This is a genomic window from Halobacillus sp. K22 (assembly GCF_052246795.1).
Lineage (GTDB): Bacteria > Bacillota > Bacilli > Bacillales > Halobacillaceae > Halobacillus.
Window position 1 is genome coordinate 56,088 of sequence record NZ_JBQQCN010000009.1, and the last position, 18,193, is coordinate 74,280.

The following is an 18,193-nucleotide window of genomic DNA, read 5'->3' on the forward strand; positions in this document are numbered from 1 at the left end:
GTGTAAACGTCATGAGTCTAGTTGCAAGAAGGGCTCTTCCTCCCTAAAAAGGGAGGAACTGAAAGACCTTCCTCGGCCGGCCTCGTTCACCGGATTGTGTTTCACCGGCTTGCTCAACAATGCCGACTCGTTCCATTTCGGATAAAATTCTTCTTCCGTTTCGTTCTGTGCTTTTTAGCCACCTGGACAGATCCTGAGACGAAAATTGTTCACGTCCGTAATGTTTTACATAGGAGACTATCTTAGAGACGACACCTGGGCTGAGGTTCGCATCTTTCAGCTTCTCTTTCCAGGCTTGCCCTACATCGGTCGTCTGATAATCAATCTGTTCTTTCTGCTGTTTGAGCGAAATTGATTGATCGTCATCGACCACCAGGATGACGGGTTCTTCGTACTCTTTAACGTGACGGAATCCGATTCTTACGTGCTGCTCTGCCTGAAGGACAGTTTCGCCAAACCCAATTGATACTTTAGCTTGAAGGCTTGTCTGAAGACGGATGTCCTGAATCAGTTTAAACAAATCGGCTTCTGATTCATGGCTTAGTTCTCCTCGTGTTGTGAAAATGAAGAATAATCCATCGCCCATCTGCATAACTGAGCCATTTGTTTTTTCAGCAATGGAGTAAAGCTCACGGCGGACATCAAGTTCCTGGTACCTCGTTTTGAAGGAGTAATAGAGTTCTTCTAAATGTTCAGGATCCAGATTAATTCGAAAACCGATGACAGCTACTTGTGAATTACGATAGAGGTTCGTCTGGGCTCGTTCTTCGAGGAACTGGATAATCATCTTGATTGATAAATAAGAGGGAGTCACACGAAAAACGGGAATACCCTTATCTTTTAATTTCCGAAAGACATCTTTGATGGAAGTAATCACGACTTCCGTTTTTCCTTCTTCATATAATCGAGTATGATAATCTACGAGTTCATCAGAGCTTTGTCCACTTTTAAAAGGATGATTATAATAGGTTAGATCCTCGAGCTGATAGTAAGAGAGGATCTTTTCAAACTCTTCACTTTCAATCGTATCAATGCCAACTCTTCGGTAAACTTGGTTGGATGCCAGTTGAGCCTCAAGGAGGATGCCGAAGAAGCTTGCACCGTGCAGTGGGGGATAGGCTCCTTCATTTTCAGTGATTAATTCATTTTCGATTGCGTACGTATAATTCAATACGCCGGAGAAAAACCATTGATCGACTTCATAACGATGACGAGTTAAAATGTCGCTCACTTCAGTCAAATGGTCATAGGAATAAGGTACAAAAGTGATGGTCTCGAATTCCTTGGCTACATACATAATCTGCTGCAAGGAGTCGTGAGGCGCAATGACTCCTATTGTTGTTTTCATGGCAGTTCACCTGTTTCAATTTTTAAATATTCAGCCATTACTTTTGTACCTTTGGCCAGATCTTCAACGGAGGCGTACTCTTTCGGATGATGGCTGAGTCCTTCCTCGCACGGAATGAAGAGAAGACCGGATGGCCATTTTTCAGCCATATTCATGACGTCATGACCTGCGCCGCTATCCATTTCCAGGTAGTTAAAATCCAGTTGATCTGCTACTTGCGCGAGTTTACCTTGAAGGTTCGGATCTAAAAAAACAGAGTTGTTATTCACAAGTGTGTGGACATGAACCTGTATCTTACGTTTGTCTTCAATTTTCTTGCAAAATGATTCTATTCGTTCAGCCAGTTCTCTTTTTAAGGAGTCGTCCACGCTGCGGATATCGATTCCTAGTTCCACCTGGCCTGGAATGACGTTCATCACATTTGGATGAAGGTGAACAGTGCTTACTGTTGCAACCAGAGGCACGTCCTGCTCTTCATTCATTTGGTTGGCTTGTTCTTCCACAAACGTGATAAGCGGCGCAATTGCTGCGAAAGCATCGGATCTTCGGTGCATCGGTGTGGTCCCTGTATGATTCGACATTCCTTCAGCCGTAATCTGCAGGCGGATCGGACAGGCGACTCCGCGTACGATCCCAATATCTGCTCCGTTATTTTCAATCTGAGTGCCTTGTTCAATATGAAGCTCTAAAAAGCTTTCTAATTCTTTCTCACCTTTTTCAGCCTGGTCAATCGTATCCCAGTATAAGCCGAATGATTCCACTGCTTCCTTAATGGTTACGCCTTCTGCGTCCTCAACGTCAGCAACATCGTCTTTATCAAGCAGACCGCTGACAGCTTTACTGCCGATCGTGGATACGCCGAATCTGGCTGATTCTTCTGAAGCAAAACAAACGACGCTTATATTTTTCTGCGGGGCGTAATGTTCATCCTTTAGAAGTTTAATCGCGGCAAGGGCTGTCAGCACACCAGCGACGCCGTCATAACCTCCGCCGGAACTCACGGTATCAACGTGAGAACCGAGAGCTACAACCGGAGCATCTGAAGCTGCTCTCCAGTCTGCCCAAATATTGCCTGCCTGATCGGTATGAACATCGAGTTCAAGGCTTTCAGCAATTCGACGGAAGGCCTGGTGAGCTTGTTTTTCTTCCTTCGTGTAGCTTAGTCGTGTAAATCCATTTTCGTAATCCATCTCTTCAGTGAGATTTAACTCAAGTAGATGGCGATTCAGCCATTCCTGTATATTAGTCAAGCAAGTGGCCCCCTTTTATGATGTGAATATAAGTATCTAGTGCTGTGGTTAAGACCTCTTCTTCAAAATCGAAGGAAGGGGCGTGATGATTATCTGGTAAATGAGTGCCAAAAAGCATATAAGTCGCCTGGCCACCTTGAGATTGAACTTCATTCATCATGAAACTTGCATCCTCTGAGCCTAATACGCGAGCCACCGGAATAACCTTCTGAATATACTCACTAGGTTCGCAGACTTTTGAAATGTAGGAAGCAAGGGCATCGTCACAAATCATCTGCTCCGTTTCACCTACAAAATCTATATCTACATCGACCTGATGCATATCTGCCGCAGCCTGAATCATACGTTTCGCTTCCTTTTGCATATAAGCGTTGATGGCTTTCGTTTCCCCGCGCGTTTCAATTTCCAGAAAGCCGCGGTCCGAAATGATATTTCGTCCATTGCCGGCAACCAGTTTACCTGCGTTCACCCGGCTGATACCTTCACTGTGCCGGGGAATGGAATGCAACTGGGTCGCTGCTGTGGCTGCTGCGAGCAAGGCGTTACGCCCTTCTTCCGGCTTCATACCTGCATGGGAGGACTGACCGTTGAAATAAGCGTCCAATTTTGCCGAAGCAAGAAACCCTTTTGTAGTGGCTGCCACCGTTCCGACAGGCAGATCTTGAATACCTATATGTCCGGAATAAAAGAAATCAACGTCATTGAGCCAGCCTTTGTCTGTCATCGCTCTTGCGCCTCGCCCGCCTTCTTCGGCCGGCTGGAACAGGAGGGTAAACTTCCCGTTTAAGTCTGAACTATTCTCCGCAATGAAATGGGCGAGTCCAAGGCCGATGGTGGTGTGTCCGTCGTGCCCGCACGCATGCATCACACCTTTATGCTTGGATACAAAAGAGTGTTTAAAAGGAAAGTGCTGTTCATCTTCAGCTTCTGTAATCGGCAAAGCATCGATATCAAAGCGGAAGGCAAGGTGGTCGCCGGCTTGTTCTGTATCCCAAACCGCGACTAATCCGGTGTGACCGCCTTTCATGTCTGCAAGCCATCGGTCATCTACTGACGCGGAAGCTACCATTTCCTTTTCCCGAAGCGTTTCTTCATCAGGAACACCGTATCTGGAGTCGCTTTGTAAAGCTTCCTTTCCTACATAGAGACGAAATCCTAATTTTTCTAATTCTTGTCCAATGGTATAGGTGGTGCAGTATTCCATAAATCCAAGTTCTGGATACTTATGAAAGTGCCGGCGCCATTCGGTCAATTTAGGCTGAATGGTCTTAATGAATGAATCATTTGCATTACGAGGCATTTCGGTCACCTTCTTTACTTTCCGCCAGGGTCTCGAGCGTATCGAGCGTCACCTGGACTAAATAACGGCTTCCAATCGGCAAGGCTTTTTCATTCAATTGAAAACCGGAATCGTGAAGAGGTTTCTGGTTATCGGAGTCTTCAATTTGGGTGCCGAGCCAAATAAAAGCACCTGGATAGTGAAGCAGGAACCTGGAGAAATCCTCTCCAGCTAACGCCGGGTCGAGTGCAGGTGTGGATTCTTCACCTAAAAGACGCTGGGCTGACCCGCGGGCTGTACGTGCCCATTCTGGTGTATTAATGGTCGCCGGATAACCGTCATAATAATTTATTTCTGCTTCTCCCTCGAATGCTACGGCCGTCTGCTGAATGATCGTATGAAAACGTTGTTTTACTTTTTCCTTCACTTCTGGTTTAAAGGTGCGTACGGTACCTTCGAAAACCACCTGCTCCGGAATGACATTGTAACCGTAACCGCCTTCAATCCGCCCGACGGTTACAACCGCTGAGTCAAGAGGGTTTACGTTTCGACTGATAATCGTCTGAAGGCTCGAGATGATCTGGTTCGTTATTATTAGAGCATCATTGCCGTCATGAGGCATGCTTGCATGTCCGCCTTTTCCTTTAACGGTCACTTTAAACCGGTCGGACGCTCCCATCATCTCTTTATCCCGGATGCCTACTTGACCGACAGGGAGGCTCGGCCATACATGCTGTCCGTAAATGACGTCCGGTGTGTATTCATTAAACACTCCATCGTCAAGCATAGGCTGGGAACCACCGTAAGGAGATGTTTCTTCCGCAGGCTGAAAGACGAGTAAAACGGTGCCATGAAGGTCTTCTTTCTGCTGTTGAAGAGCGTAGCCGGCACCAAGCAGCATGGCTGTATGGGCGTCATGTCCGCATGCGTGCATCTTTCCGTCGTTTTCAGATGCGAATTCATGCTGGTTTGCTTCCTGGATCGGAAGAGCATCCATATCGGCTCTGAGTGCTACTGTCCCTCCCGGTTGCGCTCCTTTGATAATTCCGAGAATCCCGGTATTAGCAAATCCGGATTGGAATTCAATGCCGTATTCCGTAAGTTTCTCTTTTACTAAAGCGGAAGTCTGATATTCTTCGTTGCTCAGCTCTGGATGCTGATGAAGCGTCCGGCGAATATTTAGAATATCGCTTTCAATAAATGAAATGAGTTTATTTATATTCTTCAAAAATGTTCCTCCTTCAAATTAAGGACATTTTCCTTAAATGTTCCGTTATTAAGTAGTATAACAAAAAATAATTATATTTCATCCTTTTTCGACAAAAAATTTAGAAAATTCTTATTCAATCCGGTTTAATCTTAAGTTGAGACCGGTCTATAGTAGAAGATTGGATGACTGATTTCATAATGCAATAAGTGACCGTTCTACTAATAGTGCAGGAAATTAGGTCTACATTGGTATTTCTATTTATTGTAAATCACTATGATGTACATGAACTGTTCGTGAGTTTGTGATGAAAGCGGATACATAGTCGGAATTGCCAGTGCTACAATTATTTTTGAAGGGAGGGCTTCCGGTTGTCTCTTGATGAAAGAAGTAAGAATATTCTGGATGAACTCGTAAGCAACCCAAGTATTACAAGCACCACACTTGAGAATAAGTATTCACTTACTCGCAGGCAGCTTGGTTACAGCTTTAGTAAGATTAACGACTGGCTGACTTCCAAAAACCTGCCTGCTATTGAGCGGACAAGAAAAGGCTATTTCATTATCGATCAATCGGTGTTTACTAACTTGAATAGTGAAGATGAGCATGCCTTCGTTGAAATGACAGTACTCACCGAGACCCAAAGAATTTATCTGCTGATGATGATGCTTGTCAGCAGTAAGGAAGAGCTTTCTCTTAACCATTTCACGGTTGAACTTGAGATAAGTAAAAATACGGTTCTGAATGATTTAAAGCAAGCCCAAAGTTATTTGAATGAGTATGATTTAACGATTCGCTACTCACGAAGATCCGGCTATATTTTAGAGGGGAAAGAGTTTCAAATTCGTAAGCTGCTCATTAATGTAACTTACCAGCTTCTTCAAATGAATGTAACAGATCGCAAGCTTATGAAAGTGGCAAGCATTGAAGCAGAAGAGATTGATGAATTTAATCAGCGGATCTTTACTCTTGAAAATAAGCTCAATATTAAATTCACGGATGAAAAAATGGCCACGATGCCGTATATCCTGATTTTGATATTAAGAAGAATCGAGCAGGGGCACGATCTTCAGATTTTCTCTATTAAATATGAAGAGTTGTCCCATACGAAAGAGTATCTGGCAACAGAAACTATTTTTCAGGATAAGACACAAATCCCCGTTCAGGAACGTTTATTCTTTACCTTACACTTGCTAACCACCAATGTGTACTGGTCAGAGTATTTAACAGAAGATGAGGCTACTCAGCAATTGATTCCTGTCATTGATAACATGCTTCGTTTGTTTGAGAAGAGCGCGTGTGTTTATCTGCAGGATCGTGAACAACTTGTGAATAAACTCTTACAACATATTAAACCGGCCTATTATCGGATCAAATATCAGCTGACTGAGACTATTGATATCCAGGGAGCATTGAATAAGGAAATAAAAGAATTACAGCATTTGGTGAAACGATCAGTCGGACCTCTCAAAGATTTTATAGGAACAGACATACCTGAGAGTGAGATTATCTATATTACGATGCTGATTGGCGGATGGATGAGAAGGCAGGGCGAAAGCCTCGATAAAAAAACGAAAGCCATTGTTGTCTGTCCTCAGGGAGTATCCGTATCAAGACTTATGTTCAGTGAGCTGAGTGAGTTGTTTCCTGGGTTTGTGTTTATGGACTCGCTGTCCGTCCGGGAATTCCTGAATTATGAATTAGAATATGACATTGTGTTTTCTCCTACCTATTTAGAAACAGAGAAGAAGTTGTTTCTATCTAAACCGTTTTTAAGTGAAGAGGAGAAATACCGGCTGCGAAAGCAAGTCATGCTTGAACTGCATGGATATATCCCCAATCATCTGAATGCTCAGCATCTAATCGATATCGTAAAAAATCATGCAGACATCCAAAATGAGGCAGCGTTATCTGAGGAACTGCAGCGATACATTGAGAGAGACGAAGAAAGCTCAGTGAGCCAGGCAGTCAGGAGCAAGGATATTAATTTGGATGAATTAATTACCCCTGGCAATATTAAGCTTCGTGATTCCGTTCCCTCATGGGAAGAAGCGGTTCGATTAAGTGCTAGGCCACTTCTCGAACAAGGCAAGGTCGAACGCGAATATGTAGAATCGATGATTCGTCGTTCAAATGAAGATCCTTATATTGTTATCGGCTCAAGCATCGCCATTCCACATGCCGCTCCAGATGAAGGAGTTAATGAAGTAAGTATGAGCATGCTGCGTTTGAAGAAAGGCGTGAATTTTACAGCGGATTATCGGATCAATTTAATCATCGTTATTGCAGCGGTGGACAAGCAGCAGCATATCCACGCTCTAATGCAATTAATGAAGCTTGCCAGTTCTGAAAAAGGCAAACAGCGAATAATCAACGCTGGAACGGTGCAAGAAATCTATGAAATATTAAAGCTCTATTCCAATGAGAAAGAATTGGAGAATACCAAGTAGATCGTGAGGTTTAGTCAATGAGTAATATCTATTGCGATGAGTCTATTATCCTTTTGGATGTAGAAGCAGAAACGAGAGACGAAGTCCTGACAACCATGGGGAATAATTTAGTAAATAAAAGTCTAGTTCAGCCAAGCTTTGTACCGGCCATTATTGAAAGGGAAAATGAATTTCCTACTGGACTTCCTACGGCCGGAGTATCGGTAGCTATACCTCACACGGATGTCGAGCACGTGATTCAGAAAAATATAAGTGTAGCCATCCTTAAAAGCGAAGTGGGTTTTGGTGTGATGGGAGATGATAGTGAGCAAGTGCCCGTGAAAATTGTGTTCATGCTGGCGATGGATGAAGCTCACTCACAATTATCACTGTTACAAAAACTCATGCAGATTTTTCAAGATGAGAATGAATTACTAAATATGGTCAAGCAAACGGAACCAAAGGCAATAAAAGAAATATTGGAAGAAAAATTAAACTTTCAAGAATTTAAAGGAGGACATAAATAATGAAAAAGAAGCAGGTACTCGTCGCATGTGGAGCAGGAATCGCAACTTCAACGGTAGTCAACGGGGCAATTGAAGACATGATCAAAGAAAACAACATTAAAGCTGATTTAGTGCAGATTAAAATTTCCGAAGTCGGCAGCTATGAAGATACGGCTGATCTTTTAGTAACGACGGCCATGACGAAAAAGGAATATCCATTTCCTGTTGTTAATGCCCGCTCATTTTTAACAGGTATTGGTACAGAAGCCACAAAAAAAGAAATTCTGGAAGAGCTTAAAAAATAAATTTTCTAAATTAAGGAGCGGATCAGTTATGAAAAAGAAACAAGTGCTCATCGCATGTGGAGCAGGAATCGCAACTTCAACAGTAGTCAACGGGGCAATAGAAGACATGATTAAAGAAAACAACATCAAAGCCGATTTAGTGCAGATTAAAATTTCTGAAGTCGGCAGTTATGAAGATACGGCCGATATGCTGGTCACTACGGCTATGACGAAAAAAGAATACCCGTTTCCTGTCATTAATGCCCGCTCATTCCTAACTGGCATTGGAACCGATGCAACGAAGCAGGAAATACTGGAGGAACTGAAAAAATAAAATCAGCCGGTTTCCCCTGGTAAAGGGGAGGCCCGGGCTATAGTTAAAACAGTAGGGGAGGACAAGTTGTATGCAAGGTTTTGTAGATGTAATTCAAGGGTTTTTAGACTTAGGCGCTACCGTTATTTTACCTGTAGCCATCTTCTTATTAGGACTGTTATTTGGACAAAAACCAGGAAAGGCTTTTCGTTCAGGGCTGACCATAGGGGTAGCTTTTGTCGGAATTTTCCTAGTTGTTGACTTGCTAGTAAATAATTTAGGCCCGGCCGCCCAAGGCATGGTAGACCGTCTAGGTGTAGAGTTAAATGTTATTGATGTAGGCTGGCCGGCTTCATCCTCTATTGCGTGGGCCTCAGTAGTCGCCGCATTTATCATTCCTCTCGGTTTGGTTGTTAACGTACTTATGCTCGTAACAAAAACTACTAAAACCATGAACGTGGATATTTGGAACTTCTGGCACTATACGTTTATGGCCGCCATGATCTATGCGATTTCAGGAAGTATCGTCCAAGGTTTAATCGGTGCTGTCATTTTCCAGATCATCTGTCTGAAAGTAGCTGACTGGACAGCTCCAATGGTCAGTGAGTTTTATGAACTTCCTGGTGTTTCTATAGCTACAGGCAGTACGGTTTCTTATGCGCCTGGAATTTTCCTCGTGCAATTGCTTCAAAAAATACCTGGGGTAAAGAACTGGAATGCTGATCCAGATACTATTCAAAAACGGTTTGGCGTATTTGGTGAATCAATCTTTATCGGTTTATTCCTGGGTGCTGCGATCGGGATATTAGCAGGTTACGGTGTCGGAGAAGTCATCGATATCGGAATGTCTATGGCCGCTGTTATGGTACTGATGCCTCGTATGGTAAAGATTCTTATGGAAGGGTTAATGCCGGTTTCTGAATCCGCTCGCGAGTGGTTATCTAAGCGGTTTGGCGACAGAGAGATTTATATTGGGCTGGATGCTGCTGTGCTGTTAGGTCATCCCTCCGTCATCTCTACTGCGTTGATTCTTGTTCCTATTACAGTTGTTCTGGCTGTTATCCTGCCTGGAAATTCCTTGCTTCCATTTGGGGATTTAGCCACAATTCCATTTGTCGTTGCCTTTATTGTAGGTGCAGCACGAGGAAATATCGTTCATTCCGTTATTGTAGGGACCGTCATGATTGCTATGTCACTATATTTCGCGACAGATGTAGCCCCTATATTTACAACAATGGCTGAGAACGCAGACTTCGAGATGCCGGAAGGCTCCGCTCAAATTTCAAGTATTGACCAGGGCGGTAATTTAATTAACTGGGTAATTTATAAAATCTTCAGCTTGTTCAACTAACGAGTATTTAGGAGGTCCTTAAAATGAAAGCTTTAGTAAAAAAAGAACTTGGATTCGGTCATCTCGAACTTCAGGATAAAGAGATACCTGAAGTTGGGCGTGGTGAAGTAAAGATTGAAGTGAAGTATGCAGGAGTTTGCGGGTCGGATATTCATACCTATGAAGGACATTATAAGGTAGCGGCGCCGGTAACCCTGGGCCATGAATTTTCTGGTGTAGTAGTGGAAGTTGGGGAAGGGGTCTCCGAGTTTAAGCCAGGCGACCGGGTTACCTCAGAAACCACGTTCTATATTTGTGGAGAATGCAGCTATTGTCTAAATGGAGATTATAATCTATGTAACTATCGAAAAGGTCTTGGAACTCAGCAGGACGGCGGTTTTGCTAAGTATCTAGTAGCTAGAGAAGGAAGCGTCCATCACCTTCCTGTGAACGTGGATTATAAGTCCGCAGCCATGACAGAACCTTTAGCTTGTACCCATCATGCCGTTGAAAAAACAGATATTCGCAAGGGCGATGTTGTTGTCGTGATCGGTCCTGGTCCCATTGGTCTGTTTACAGCTCAGGTAGCTAAAAGCCGTGGGGCGACTGTCCTTATCACTGGACTGTCGAATGATCAGATCCGTTTGAATAAAGCAAAAGAACTGGGAATTGATTATGCCATTGATACTCAAAAAGAAGATATAAAGGAATTGGTTGCCCGTCTTACTGAAGGGTATGGAGCAGACGTTGTATTTGAATGTTCAGGTGCAGCTCCAGCCGCTAAGCAGGGACTCGACCTCCTTCGGAAAAAAGGGCAGTACGGACAGGTCGGTATCTTTGCAAAGCCAGAAGTAGAATTTGACCTTGAAAAAGTGATTCAGAAAGAGATCCGTGTTATTGGCAGCCGCAGCCAAAGGCCGGCTGACTGGGAGCCTTCTCTTGAATTGATGAATAGCGGAAGTGTAAATGCGAAAGCGATGATTACTCATGAGTTTACCATCGCTCAGTGGAACGAAGCTTATGATGCCATCAAAAAAGGTGAAGCGATCAAAGTCTTACTTACTCCTCTAGATGATTAAAAGATATTATTGCAAATCTTAACTTTAGTTATTTCCCGCGTTAATTCATCAAATTATGGAAATTTAGCAGAGTTAATTTATAAAGGAGTTGAAGAGTTTATGGTGGATGTATTACTAGATTTTATGCTGGGTCCTTTTAGAGGGATCGGGGAGTTTTATTACGAACATCAAATGATTTTTAATCCAATCGTTATTTTGGCCGCCTTCGGTAAAATGTGGGTTGCCAAGAAGAACAGGCAAGAGGTAGAGACGAGTTAGAAAGGCGTGGTATTGTGAAGTCTTTGAACCTATATACTCAAAGGGACATTCGCTTTGAGGAAACGGATGCTCCTGTGCTCGAGCATCCGGATGAGATAGTTATTAAGGTGAAAGCTGTAGGAATTTGCGGCTCTGATATTTCTCGTTACAAAAAATTGGGTCCTTATGAAGAAGGGATGACGTTCGGGCACGAATTCGCCGGCGAAGTATTAGAAATCGGCTCAGAAGTTTCTCACGTAAAGGCAGGGGATCGTGTGGCCGGTTGCCCCGCGTTTCATTGCGGGGAGTGCATTCCCTGTCAGAAAGGGGAAATATCACGGTGTGAACGACTTACGGTTATTGGAGCAAAACGCCCGGGGGCTTACGCAGAGTATGTAAAGTTACCAGCTGATCATGTTTTACTTCTGCCCGCCCGTGTTGATTATATGACTGGAGCAATGGTCGAGCCATCCTCAGTGGTAGCACACGGGTTTTACCGCACGAGTATTCGGCCTGGAGCCGAAGTTGCCATTATGGGATGTGGAAGTATCGGGTTACTTGCTGTTCAGTGGGCGAGAATCTTTGGAGCCAAACGAGTATATGCGATTGATATCGATGATTCCAAGCTTAAAGTAGCTAAAGAAGTGGGGGCGGACGTAGTGATTAACGCGAAGGAGAGTCCGGCGCATGAACAATTGGACGATTGGACGAATGGCCATGGTGTGGATCTAGCAGTGGAATCAGCCGGATCGCCTATTACCTCTGAGCAAGTGCTTGCCTTACCTAGAAAAGGCGGGGAAGTCATCTATATGGGAATCCCTTATGCCGATATTCAGATTGACCGTTTTTATTTTGAAAAGATCGTACGGAATGAACTGAGGATTTTAGGGTCATGGAATGCTATTTCTCCGCCGTTTCCTGGTGAGGAATGGTATGCATCCCTTCACTATATGAACCTGGGTCAAATCAATGTCAGACCAATGATCTCCCATGAGCTCAGTCTGGAAAAAGGGCCCGAGGTTTTTGAGAATCTGATTCATCAACGGGGAGATTACGTGAAAGTGATTTTTAATCCTGAAAAGAAAAGAGAATAGAATGAAAGTATAAAGAGCTGGATCCTTGGGAGAGAAAATCACGGATCCAGCTTTTTTTTACCTGTCCCGTTACTATGCCTAATGGTAAAATATAAGAACAAAAGAATTATTGAGGTGTAGCATGTGGACCAGCGCAAAGTTTTCATATCCTTATTACTGTTGCATATGCTTGTTATTCTCGGAATTATTGGATATATGGTTACTGAACAGCTCTCGTTTTTTGATGCTGTGTGGCTGGCTGTTGTTTCTGTGTTAACCATTGGTTATGGGGATATTTCTCCAGAGACGATGGCAGGCAAGCTGCTAACCCTTTTTCTCATTCCAATGGCAATCGGGTTGACAACATATATATTAGCTCAAGCGGCTGGTGCAATTATCAGCGGTGAATTTTCCCGTGAAATGAGGAAGCGGAAGATGAATCAAAAGATTAAAAACTTAAAGGATCACATTATTATCTGTGGGTTTGGCAGAGTGGGACAGCAAGTCCTTCATCAATTACATAAAGAAAATCACTCACTTGTAGTTATTGAAGCAGATGAAGATGTGATTGCTCGTCTGCCGGAGGGAACGTTATTCGTTGAGGGAAACGCTACCGAGGATGAGATTCTACTGCAGGCAGGATTGGAGAGGGCGAGAGGGGTAGTTGTGACTCTTCCTGATGATGCTGATAATGTATTTATCACTGTTACGGTAAAAGGGGTTAACCCTGACATCTACACGGTGGTAAGAGCTGAAAGGAACTTTTCAGAAGAAAAGCTGTACCGAGCTGGAGCGGATAAAGTGATTAATACCTCAAATATAGGTGGTAAGCGAATGGCGACCGCGATCACTAAACCGATCAGCGTCGAATATGTGGAGACCGTGCTTCATGACCAAAGCAACGACTACAATATTGAAGAAATCCAAATCACCCCCCCTTCTTTACTTATTGGGCAAACTTTAAAGGAAGCCAGAATAAGAGAAGAGTATGGAGTGAACATTGTGGCTATCAAACGAGGACCTGAGATCATTAACAACCCAGATGCAGACAATGCGATGCTGGAAGGCGATCTGGTTATTGTTTTCGGTACTTCCGACCAGTTGAGGCGGTTTGAAGAGGCATCCATGTAAGTCCTGCCTAAAATTTTTTGGAGAAACTTGACGAGGGATCAATCAGGTGCTATGATAGAAATTAATTATTCTTGTTCGTTTATGAGTGAAAGAAAAAGTAACCTAGTAAGTCACTTTCGTCTAGAATGAATATGCAGAGCAATAATAGTAATACAATGTGGAGAAATTCCACGCAGGAGGTAACAATTATGTTACAAGGTAATGTTAAATGGTTCAACGCAGAAAAAGGTTTCGGTTTTATTGAAGTAGAAGGTCAAGACGATGTATTCGTTCATTTCTCTGCTATTCAAGGCGAAGGTTTCAAAACACTAGAAGAAAACGAAACAGTTTCTTTCGAAATCGTTGAAGGAAACCGTGGACCACAAGCAGCTAACGTTCAAAGATAAAACGTTAAACGAAAGACTCCCTTTTGCGAGGGAGTCTTTTTTTATGCAAATGGAGATTTGGGGCGGCACGGTCTGATGATATGGGACATTGGTTACTCAGGCTTATTTGTCTTTATAGTGATGAATGGTATTTGGTTATCAAAAAACAAAAAGCAGGTCTGCTTCGAAGCAGACCTGCTTTTTATCGAGTTATTTTAATTACTGTGCAATTCATCCTTTAACGTTTGCAGCATAAACACATTCTGATCGTAAGTGCCATGATAGTTATTTATATCAAAGCTGTCTGCAATTTCTCCACGGAAGGAAAAATCTGCTTTGTAGCCGTTAGATTTTAGGTAATCTACGACACTTCCTTTATGCCATCCGCCCATAGGAATTGCATAGTCCATGCCGTCTTGTTCTTTCCAAGTCATCTCCCCATCATGGTCTTCGTCTTTGCCGTCCAAGTTATGCCCCATGGCAGCTGCCATTTTTTTCGGCAAGTCAGTATTATTTACCAGCCCGGAAAACTGATCAGAAGCTGGACCGTATGCATAAATAGGTACATCGACTCCAGTGTGGGCGGAAGTTGTCCAACCGACAAGAGCGCGGTCACTAACAATATCGTTAATTGCTTCGTTCGGAGCTTCAGAAGAACGGATAGTTTCCACTTCTTCATCGCTCAAATCGAGACCAGTATATTCACTAACTACTTTTTTAACATTGGATTTATCGTCATTCAGCTGCTCCGCCATGTGATCACCGGTGGCAGTAACATCCCGGACGACATCCTGTTTCACATCATATTCACCGTTAGAACCTACACTCATACCACCTGTTTCATGGTCACCTGCGATAACAACTAAGGTATTTTTATCTTGTTTAGCATATTCCAATGCCTCTGTCACAGCTTTTTCAAAAGCTTGAGTATCGTTCATAGCCCAGGCAGCATCGTGAGCATGACCGGCCCAATCAATTTGACTGCCTTCAACCATAAGAAAGAACCCATCTTCATCTTGAGAAAGAGCATCGATAGCAGAAGAAGTCATATCAGAGAGACTTGGTTGATCTGTTTCATCTCTATCAAGTTCTGAGGCCAGAGGGCCATCTGCGAATAGGCCGAGAATTTTCTCGTCGTTTTCAAGAGCCATCATTTCATCTTTGTTTTCCACGTAAGAATATCCGTCTTCCTGAGCCTGCTCAACAAGGTTATCGTCTTTTTGTTTTCCTCCTTCTGATTCAGGAAGGAAGTATTCTTTACCGCCGCCCATTAAAACATCTACATCATTTTCTAAGTACTGAGGAGCAATTTTCGCTTGATCATCACGATCTTGTACAGAGGCTCCAAAGGTAGCTGGAGTAGCGTGGGTAATTGTTGAAGTTGCTACCAGCCCGGTTGATTTGCCTGCCTTTTCAGAGACATCGAGAATACTTTCTACATCTTCACCGTCAGGATTTACCCCAACCATGCCATTGTTCGTTTTTGTACCTGTAGCCATAGCCGTTCCAGCCGCTGCTGAATCGGTCACTTCAGAATCCTCTGAGTAGGTTTTCATCATTCCTTTTAAGTAAGGATCGAAAGCAGAATCTTCTCCTTTAAACCATCGATAGTTCGTTGCGTAGGCAGTTGAGTAACCATCTGGAATTAAGTAAATAACATTTTTCACTTCGGGATTGTCATCCTGCCCTCCCGCTTGAACATCTGGACCTCCTCCGAAAGCAGCTCCAGCGAACAACAGGGTCGAACTTGCCAATACAGCAGCAGATTTTTTAAGCATACTGTTTCTCCTCTCTCCAATGTAATGATGTTTCATGGATAACTATAGTATCCAATTGTTAGTGTAACTTTAATGTAATGTTAATTTGTAGAAAATTAAGAAAAATGAGGAAAAATTACCGAATATAGTCGAGAGATATGAAAATCTAGTGGTACTTTTATACTACTAGAAAAATAAAAAAATACCTGTTCCAAAGGAAGCCTGAAAATCAGGCTGTTTCTCCTTCAAGATCAGGTTTTGCAGCGTCCAGCATAAGGAAAATGGCTGATAGGATATGCATGGTAATCCCTACAAAAGGAATCCATCCTACACAAGAGGTTATAATCCCCAGGATACTTCCCGTGGAGGCGCCGTTATCTTTTTTCGTTAATACCAGGGTGATAATGTGTAAGATTAACATGAGTGCTAGAGGTGTCCAGAAAAGACTGAGGATAATCGTTGCCCCGAGAAAGGGTACAGCTAGAATGGCTTCAAGTCCGCCTGTCACCCATTTCAAAATACGAGATGCTGACATATGTTTCCCCCTTTATAAAAATTGATTTGTAAGCCGACGATTAAGTATATCCTTTTAATTGGTCTAATATTCTTAAGTAAATGCAATCTAAAACAGGCATGATCCTAAGATGTAAAAAACCCGCGCTCTTTTTTGGAGCGCGGGTTTATTTAAATTAACGTACTTCTCCATTCCAGGCTTTCATGCCGCCTTCCATGTTATGAGCATTTAAGCCCCGATCATTCATAATGTCCGCAGCCATATCGCTTCGTCTGCCGGAGCGGCAAACCGTAATATACTCCTTATTAGGATCAAGCTCTCCAACTCGTTCTTCAATTTCATCCAGTGGGATGTGAAGTGCTTCGGGGATTTTACCTTCAGCAACTTCTTCATTGGTCCGCACATCAAGAACCTGGATATGGGTTTCCTTTCGTTTACTTTCAACTTCTTCAGGCTGTATCGCTTTAGCCATGTTATGAACCTCCTTGTTCTTAGCAAGTGTTAGAATTTTTCAGACGTAAACTTTGATACCTGTACTTCAGTGTTTATGATTCCATAAATTTATTGGACCTTAAAAAAAGTATTCCCGGTACAATTGTATATAAACGAATTATGAATGGATACAAATTATCAAATATTGTTAGGGTATTTTCGAGTTAAATATAGTATAATAGACTTAATTAGACAAAATATTCAGTTTTTATGTAACTGGTCATCTTCACATTAAGGATTTACAAAAACTTAATAAGAGGTGAATGTAATGGGAGAGAAGTTTCTGAAATACAGTGTGATCTTCCTTCTGTTTATGGGCAGTTTTCTATCTTTTTCTATTCCTGTAGAAGCATCTGCTTCAAAGTTTGTTACCAAAGGAAATACCTCTAGCAAACGTGTAGCTTTAACATTTGATGACGGCTCCGATGGAACAAACATCTCTAAGATCCTGCAAACGCTCTCCACAGAAAATATCCACTCTACCTTCTTCTTAACAGGCTCCGGAACAAAAGATCATCCAGATTCTATTAGAGATATTAAAGCAGCCGGTCACGAATTAGCCAATCACTCTTATACCCATGCTGATTTTACTAAACTATCAAGCGCTGAGATAAAAAGGGAATTAGACCGGACTGAAGCTACGGTGAAAAGTACAACAGGCATATCCACTAAGCCGTTATTCCGGGCACCTTTTGGCGCCGTGAATTCCGCGGTACTTACAGCCGTAGGGAATGCGGGCTATACTCATACCATTCACTGGAACATTGATACTCTGGATTGGAAAGGTCTATCAGAAACAGAGGTCTATAACCGGGTGGTAGATAACATCGTTCCGGGTTCGATTGTGCTGATGCATACGGGAGCCGGTGCATCGGGTACTCCAGGGGCGCTGCCGGATATCATACGCTCTTTGAAAGCCAAAGGCTATCAATTTGTTACAGTTTCAGAGATCTTACAGTTACAGCCTGGTTCCGAGACCATTCATAGGGTAAAAGCGGGGGACACACTTTATAGTCTCGCTGGCAAATATGAGGTGACCGTTAATCAGATCGTAAAAGAAAATAACCTGGTGAATGCCAATGTGATCCGGGTCGGTCAACTGCTTGTAATTCCCGGAGAAACCCCAAATTCCCCTCCTGCTGAAGGAGACAGCTATACGGTGAAAGCCGGGGACACCCTTTACAGCATCGCTAAAAGATATAACGTATCCTTAAATGACCTTGTTGAAGCAAATCAAATCTCAAATCCTGCCTACCTCCGAATCGGACAAACTCTGGTCATTCCTAAGGACATGAATATGTACACCATTAAAGCCGGGGATACGCTATACAGTATTGCTCGCAGAAATGGAACAACCGTACAAAAAATAGCAGAGGTTAATGGTATTTCAAATACGAGCTTGATCTATCCAGGAAGGGAACTAATGATTCCGTGATATAGGACGCGAGTCAGGGGGCTTTTATCCTTTTAGGATGCCTTAGTGTAAGACAAAGCGTAAAAAGACGGAAAAGGACTCAGTTTGTGTCAAGCCTTTAAGTGGAACATTTAGGTATGTACACAAGGAGGTATAATGATGAAACTGATTCGTTCAATCATTCA

Annotated in this window: 18 protein-coding genes; 11 read left to right on the forward strand and 7 right to left on the reverse strand. The window is 42.9% G+C overall.

The features are described from left to right. Nucleotides 1-43: 43 nt before the first annotated feature. Genes ACTWPM_RS08645 through ACTWPM_RS08660 form a run of 4 tightly spaced genes read right to left on the reverse strand, consistent with a single transcriptional unit; the run spans nt 44 to nt 5,105 of the window. Nucleotides 44-1,348: a hypothetical protein gene (locus ACTWPM_RS08645; RefSeq protein WP_443132656.1), complete on the reverse strand. Its 1,305-nt coding sequence runs from the start codon at nt 1,346-1,348 to the stop codon at nt 44-46. After that, nucleotides 1,345-2,598 (reverse strand): M20 family metallo-hydrolase, encoded by a 1,254-nt coding sequence (locus tag ACTWPM_RS08650; RefSeq protein WP_443132657.1) that lies wholly within the window; start codon nt 2,596-2,598, stop codon nt 1,345-1,347. Before ACTWPM_RS08650 ends, ACTWPM_RS08645 begins: the two co-directional genes overlap by 4 nt. Further along, the gene (locus ACTWPM_RS08655) at nt 2,591-3,898 is read right to left on the reverse strand and encodes an amidohydrolase (protein WP_443132658.1); all 1,308 of its coding nucleotides are present in this window, start codon (nt 3,896-3,898) and stop codon (nt 2,591-2,593) included. Before ACTWPM_RS08655 ends, ACTWPM_RS08650 begins: the two co-directional genes overlap by 8 nt. Continuing rightward, on the reverse strand, nt 3,888-5,105 hold the full coding sequence (locus ACTWPM_RS08660; protein ID WP_443132659.1) for a M20 metallopeptidase family protein: 1,218 nt from the start codon (nt 5,103-5,105) through the stop codon (nt 3,888-3,890). Before ACTWPM_RS08660 ends, ACTWPM_RS08655 begins: the two co-directional genes overlap by 11 nt. Nucleotides 5,106-5,455: 350 nt before the next feature. On the opposite strand from ACTWPM_RS08660, the gene ACTWPM_RS08665 reads away from it, so the two are divergent. The 10 genes from ACTWPM_RS08665 (at nt 5,456) to ACTWPM_RS08710 (ending at nt 13,852) form a co-directional block, all read left to right on the forward strand. After that, complete coding sequence (locus ACTWPM_RS08665; RefSeq protein WP_443132660.1) at nt 5,456-7,534, forward strand: BglG family transcription antiterminator; 2,079 nt, start codon at nt 5,456-5,458, stop codon at nt 7,532-7,534. Nucleotides 7,535-7,551: 17 nt separating this feature from the next. After that, nucleotides 7,552-8,040, forward strand: coding sequence for a PTS sugar transporter subunit IIA (locus ACTWPM_RS08670; protein ID WP_443132661.1), 489 nt, complete (start codon nt 7,552-7,554; stop codon nt 8,038-8,040). Further along, the gene (locus tag ACTWPM_RS08675; RefSeq protein ID WP_443132662.1) at nt 8,040-8,324 is read left to right on the forward strand and encodes a PTS sugar transporter subunit IIB; all 285 of its coding nucleotides are present in this window, start codon (nt 8,040-8,042) and stop codon (nt 8,322-8,324) included. Before ACTWPM_RS08670 ends, ACTWPM_RS08675 begins: the two co-directional genes overlap by 1 nt. 28 nt (nt 8,325-8,352) lie before the next feature. Then, nucleotides 8,353-8,637, forward strand: a complete 285-nt coding sequence (locus ACTWPM_RS08680; protein WP_443132663.1) for a PTS sugar transporter subunit IIB — start codon at nt 8,353-8,355, stop codon at nt 8,635-8,637. Nucleotides 8,638-8,707: 70 nt separating this feature from the next. Continuing rightward, entirely contained in the window at nt 8,708-9,967 is a 1,260-nt protein-coding gene (locus ACTWPM_RS08685; protein ID WP_443132664.1) for a galactitol-specific PTS transporter subunit IIC, read from the forward strand. Nucleotides 9,968-9,990: 23 nt separating this feature from the next. Continuing rightward, nucleotides 9,991-11,025 (forward strand): zinc-binding dehydrogenase, encoded by a 1,035-nt coding sequence (locus ACTWPM_RS08690; protein ID WP_443132665.1) that lies wholly within the window; start codon nt 9,991-9,993, stop codon nt 11,023-11,025. Between the two features lie 99 nt (nt 11,026-11,124). After that, on the forward strand, nt 11,125-11,283 hold the full coding sequence (locus ACTWPM_RS08695) for a hypothetical protein (protein ID WP_443132666.1): 159 nt from the start codon (nt 11,125-11,127) through the stop codon (nt 11,281-11,283). 14 nt (nt 11,284-11,297) lie between these two features. Next, a complete protein-coding gene (locus ACTWPM_RS08700; protein ID WP_443132667.1) occupies nt 11,298-12,356 on the forward strand; it encodes a galactitol-1-phosphate 5-dehydrogenase in 1,059 nt (352 codons plus the stop codon). A gap of 123 nt (nt 12,357-12,479) precedes the next feature. After that, nucleotides 12,480-13,466, forward strand: a complete 987-nt coding sequence (locus ACTWPM_RS08705) for a potassium channel family protein (RefSeq protein ID WP_443132668.1) — start codon at nt 12,480-12,482, stop codon at nt 13,464-13,466. Between the two features lie 188 nt (nt 13,467-13,654). Beyond that, nucleotides 13,655-13,852 carry a cold-shock protein gene (locus ACTWPM_RS08710; protein WP_014641831.1) on the forward strand — a complete coding sequence of 66 codons (198 nt, stop codon included), beginning with the start codon at nt 13,655-13,657 and terminating at the stop codon, nt 13,850-13,852. A gap of 194 nt (nt 13,853-14,046) precedes the next feature. On the opposite strand, the gene ACTWPM_RS08715 is transcribed toward ACTWPM_RS08710, so the two are convergent. From ACTWPM_RS08715 to ACTWPM_RS08725, 3 genes are all read right to left on the reverse strand, one after another. Further along, nucleotides 14,047-15,609, reverse strand: a complete 1,563-nt coding sequence (locus ACTWPM_RS08715; protein ID WP_443132669.1) for an alkaline phosphatase — start codon at nt 15,607-15,609, stop codon at nt 14,047-14,049. Nucleotides 15,610-15,817: 208 nt separating this feature from the next. After that, entirely contained in the window at nt 15,818-16,123 is a 306-nt protein-coding gene (locus ACTWPM_RS08720; RefSeq protein ID WP_443132670.1) for a hypothetical protein, read from the reverse strand. 154 nt (nt 16,124-16,277) lie between these two features. Continuing rightward, a complete protein-coding gene (locus ACTWPM_RS08725; protein WP_443132671.1) occupies nt 16,278-16,574 on the reverse strand; it encodes a rhodanese-like domain-containing protein in 297 nt (98 codons plus the stop codon). A 288-nt stretch (nt 16,575-16,862) separates the two neighbouring features. Here ACTWPM_RS08725 and ACTWPM_RS08730 point away from each other — a divergent pair, with 288 nt between their 5' ends. Beyond that, entirely contained in the window at nt 16,863-18,029 is a 1,167-nt protein-coding gene (locus ACTWPM_RS08730; RefSeq protein WP_443132672.1) for a LysM peptidoglycan-binding domain-containing protein, read from the forward strand. Nucleotides 18,030-18,193: the final 164 nt, after the last annotated feature.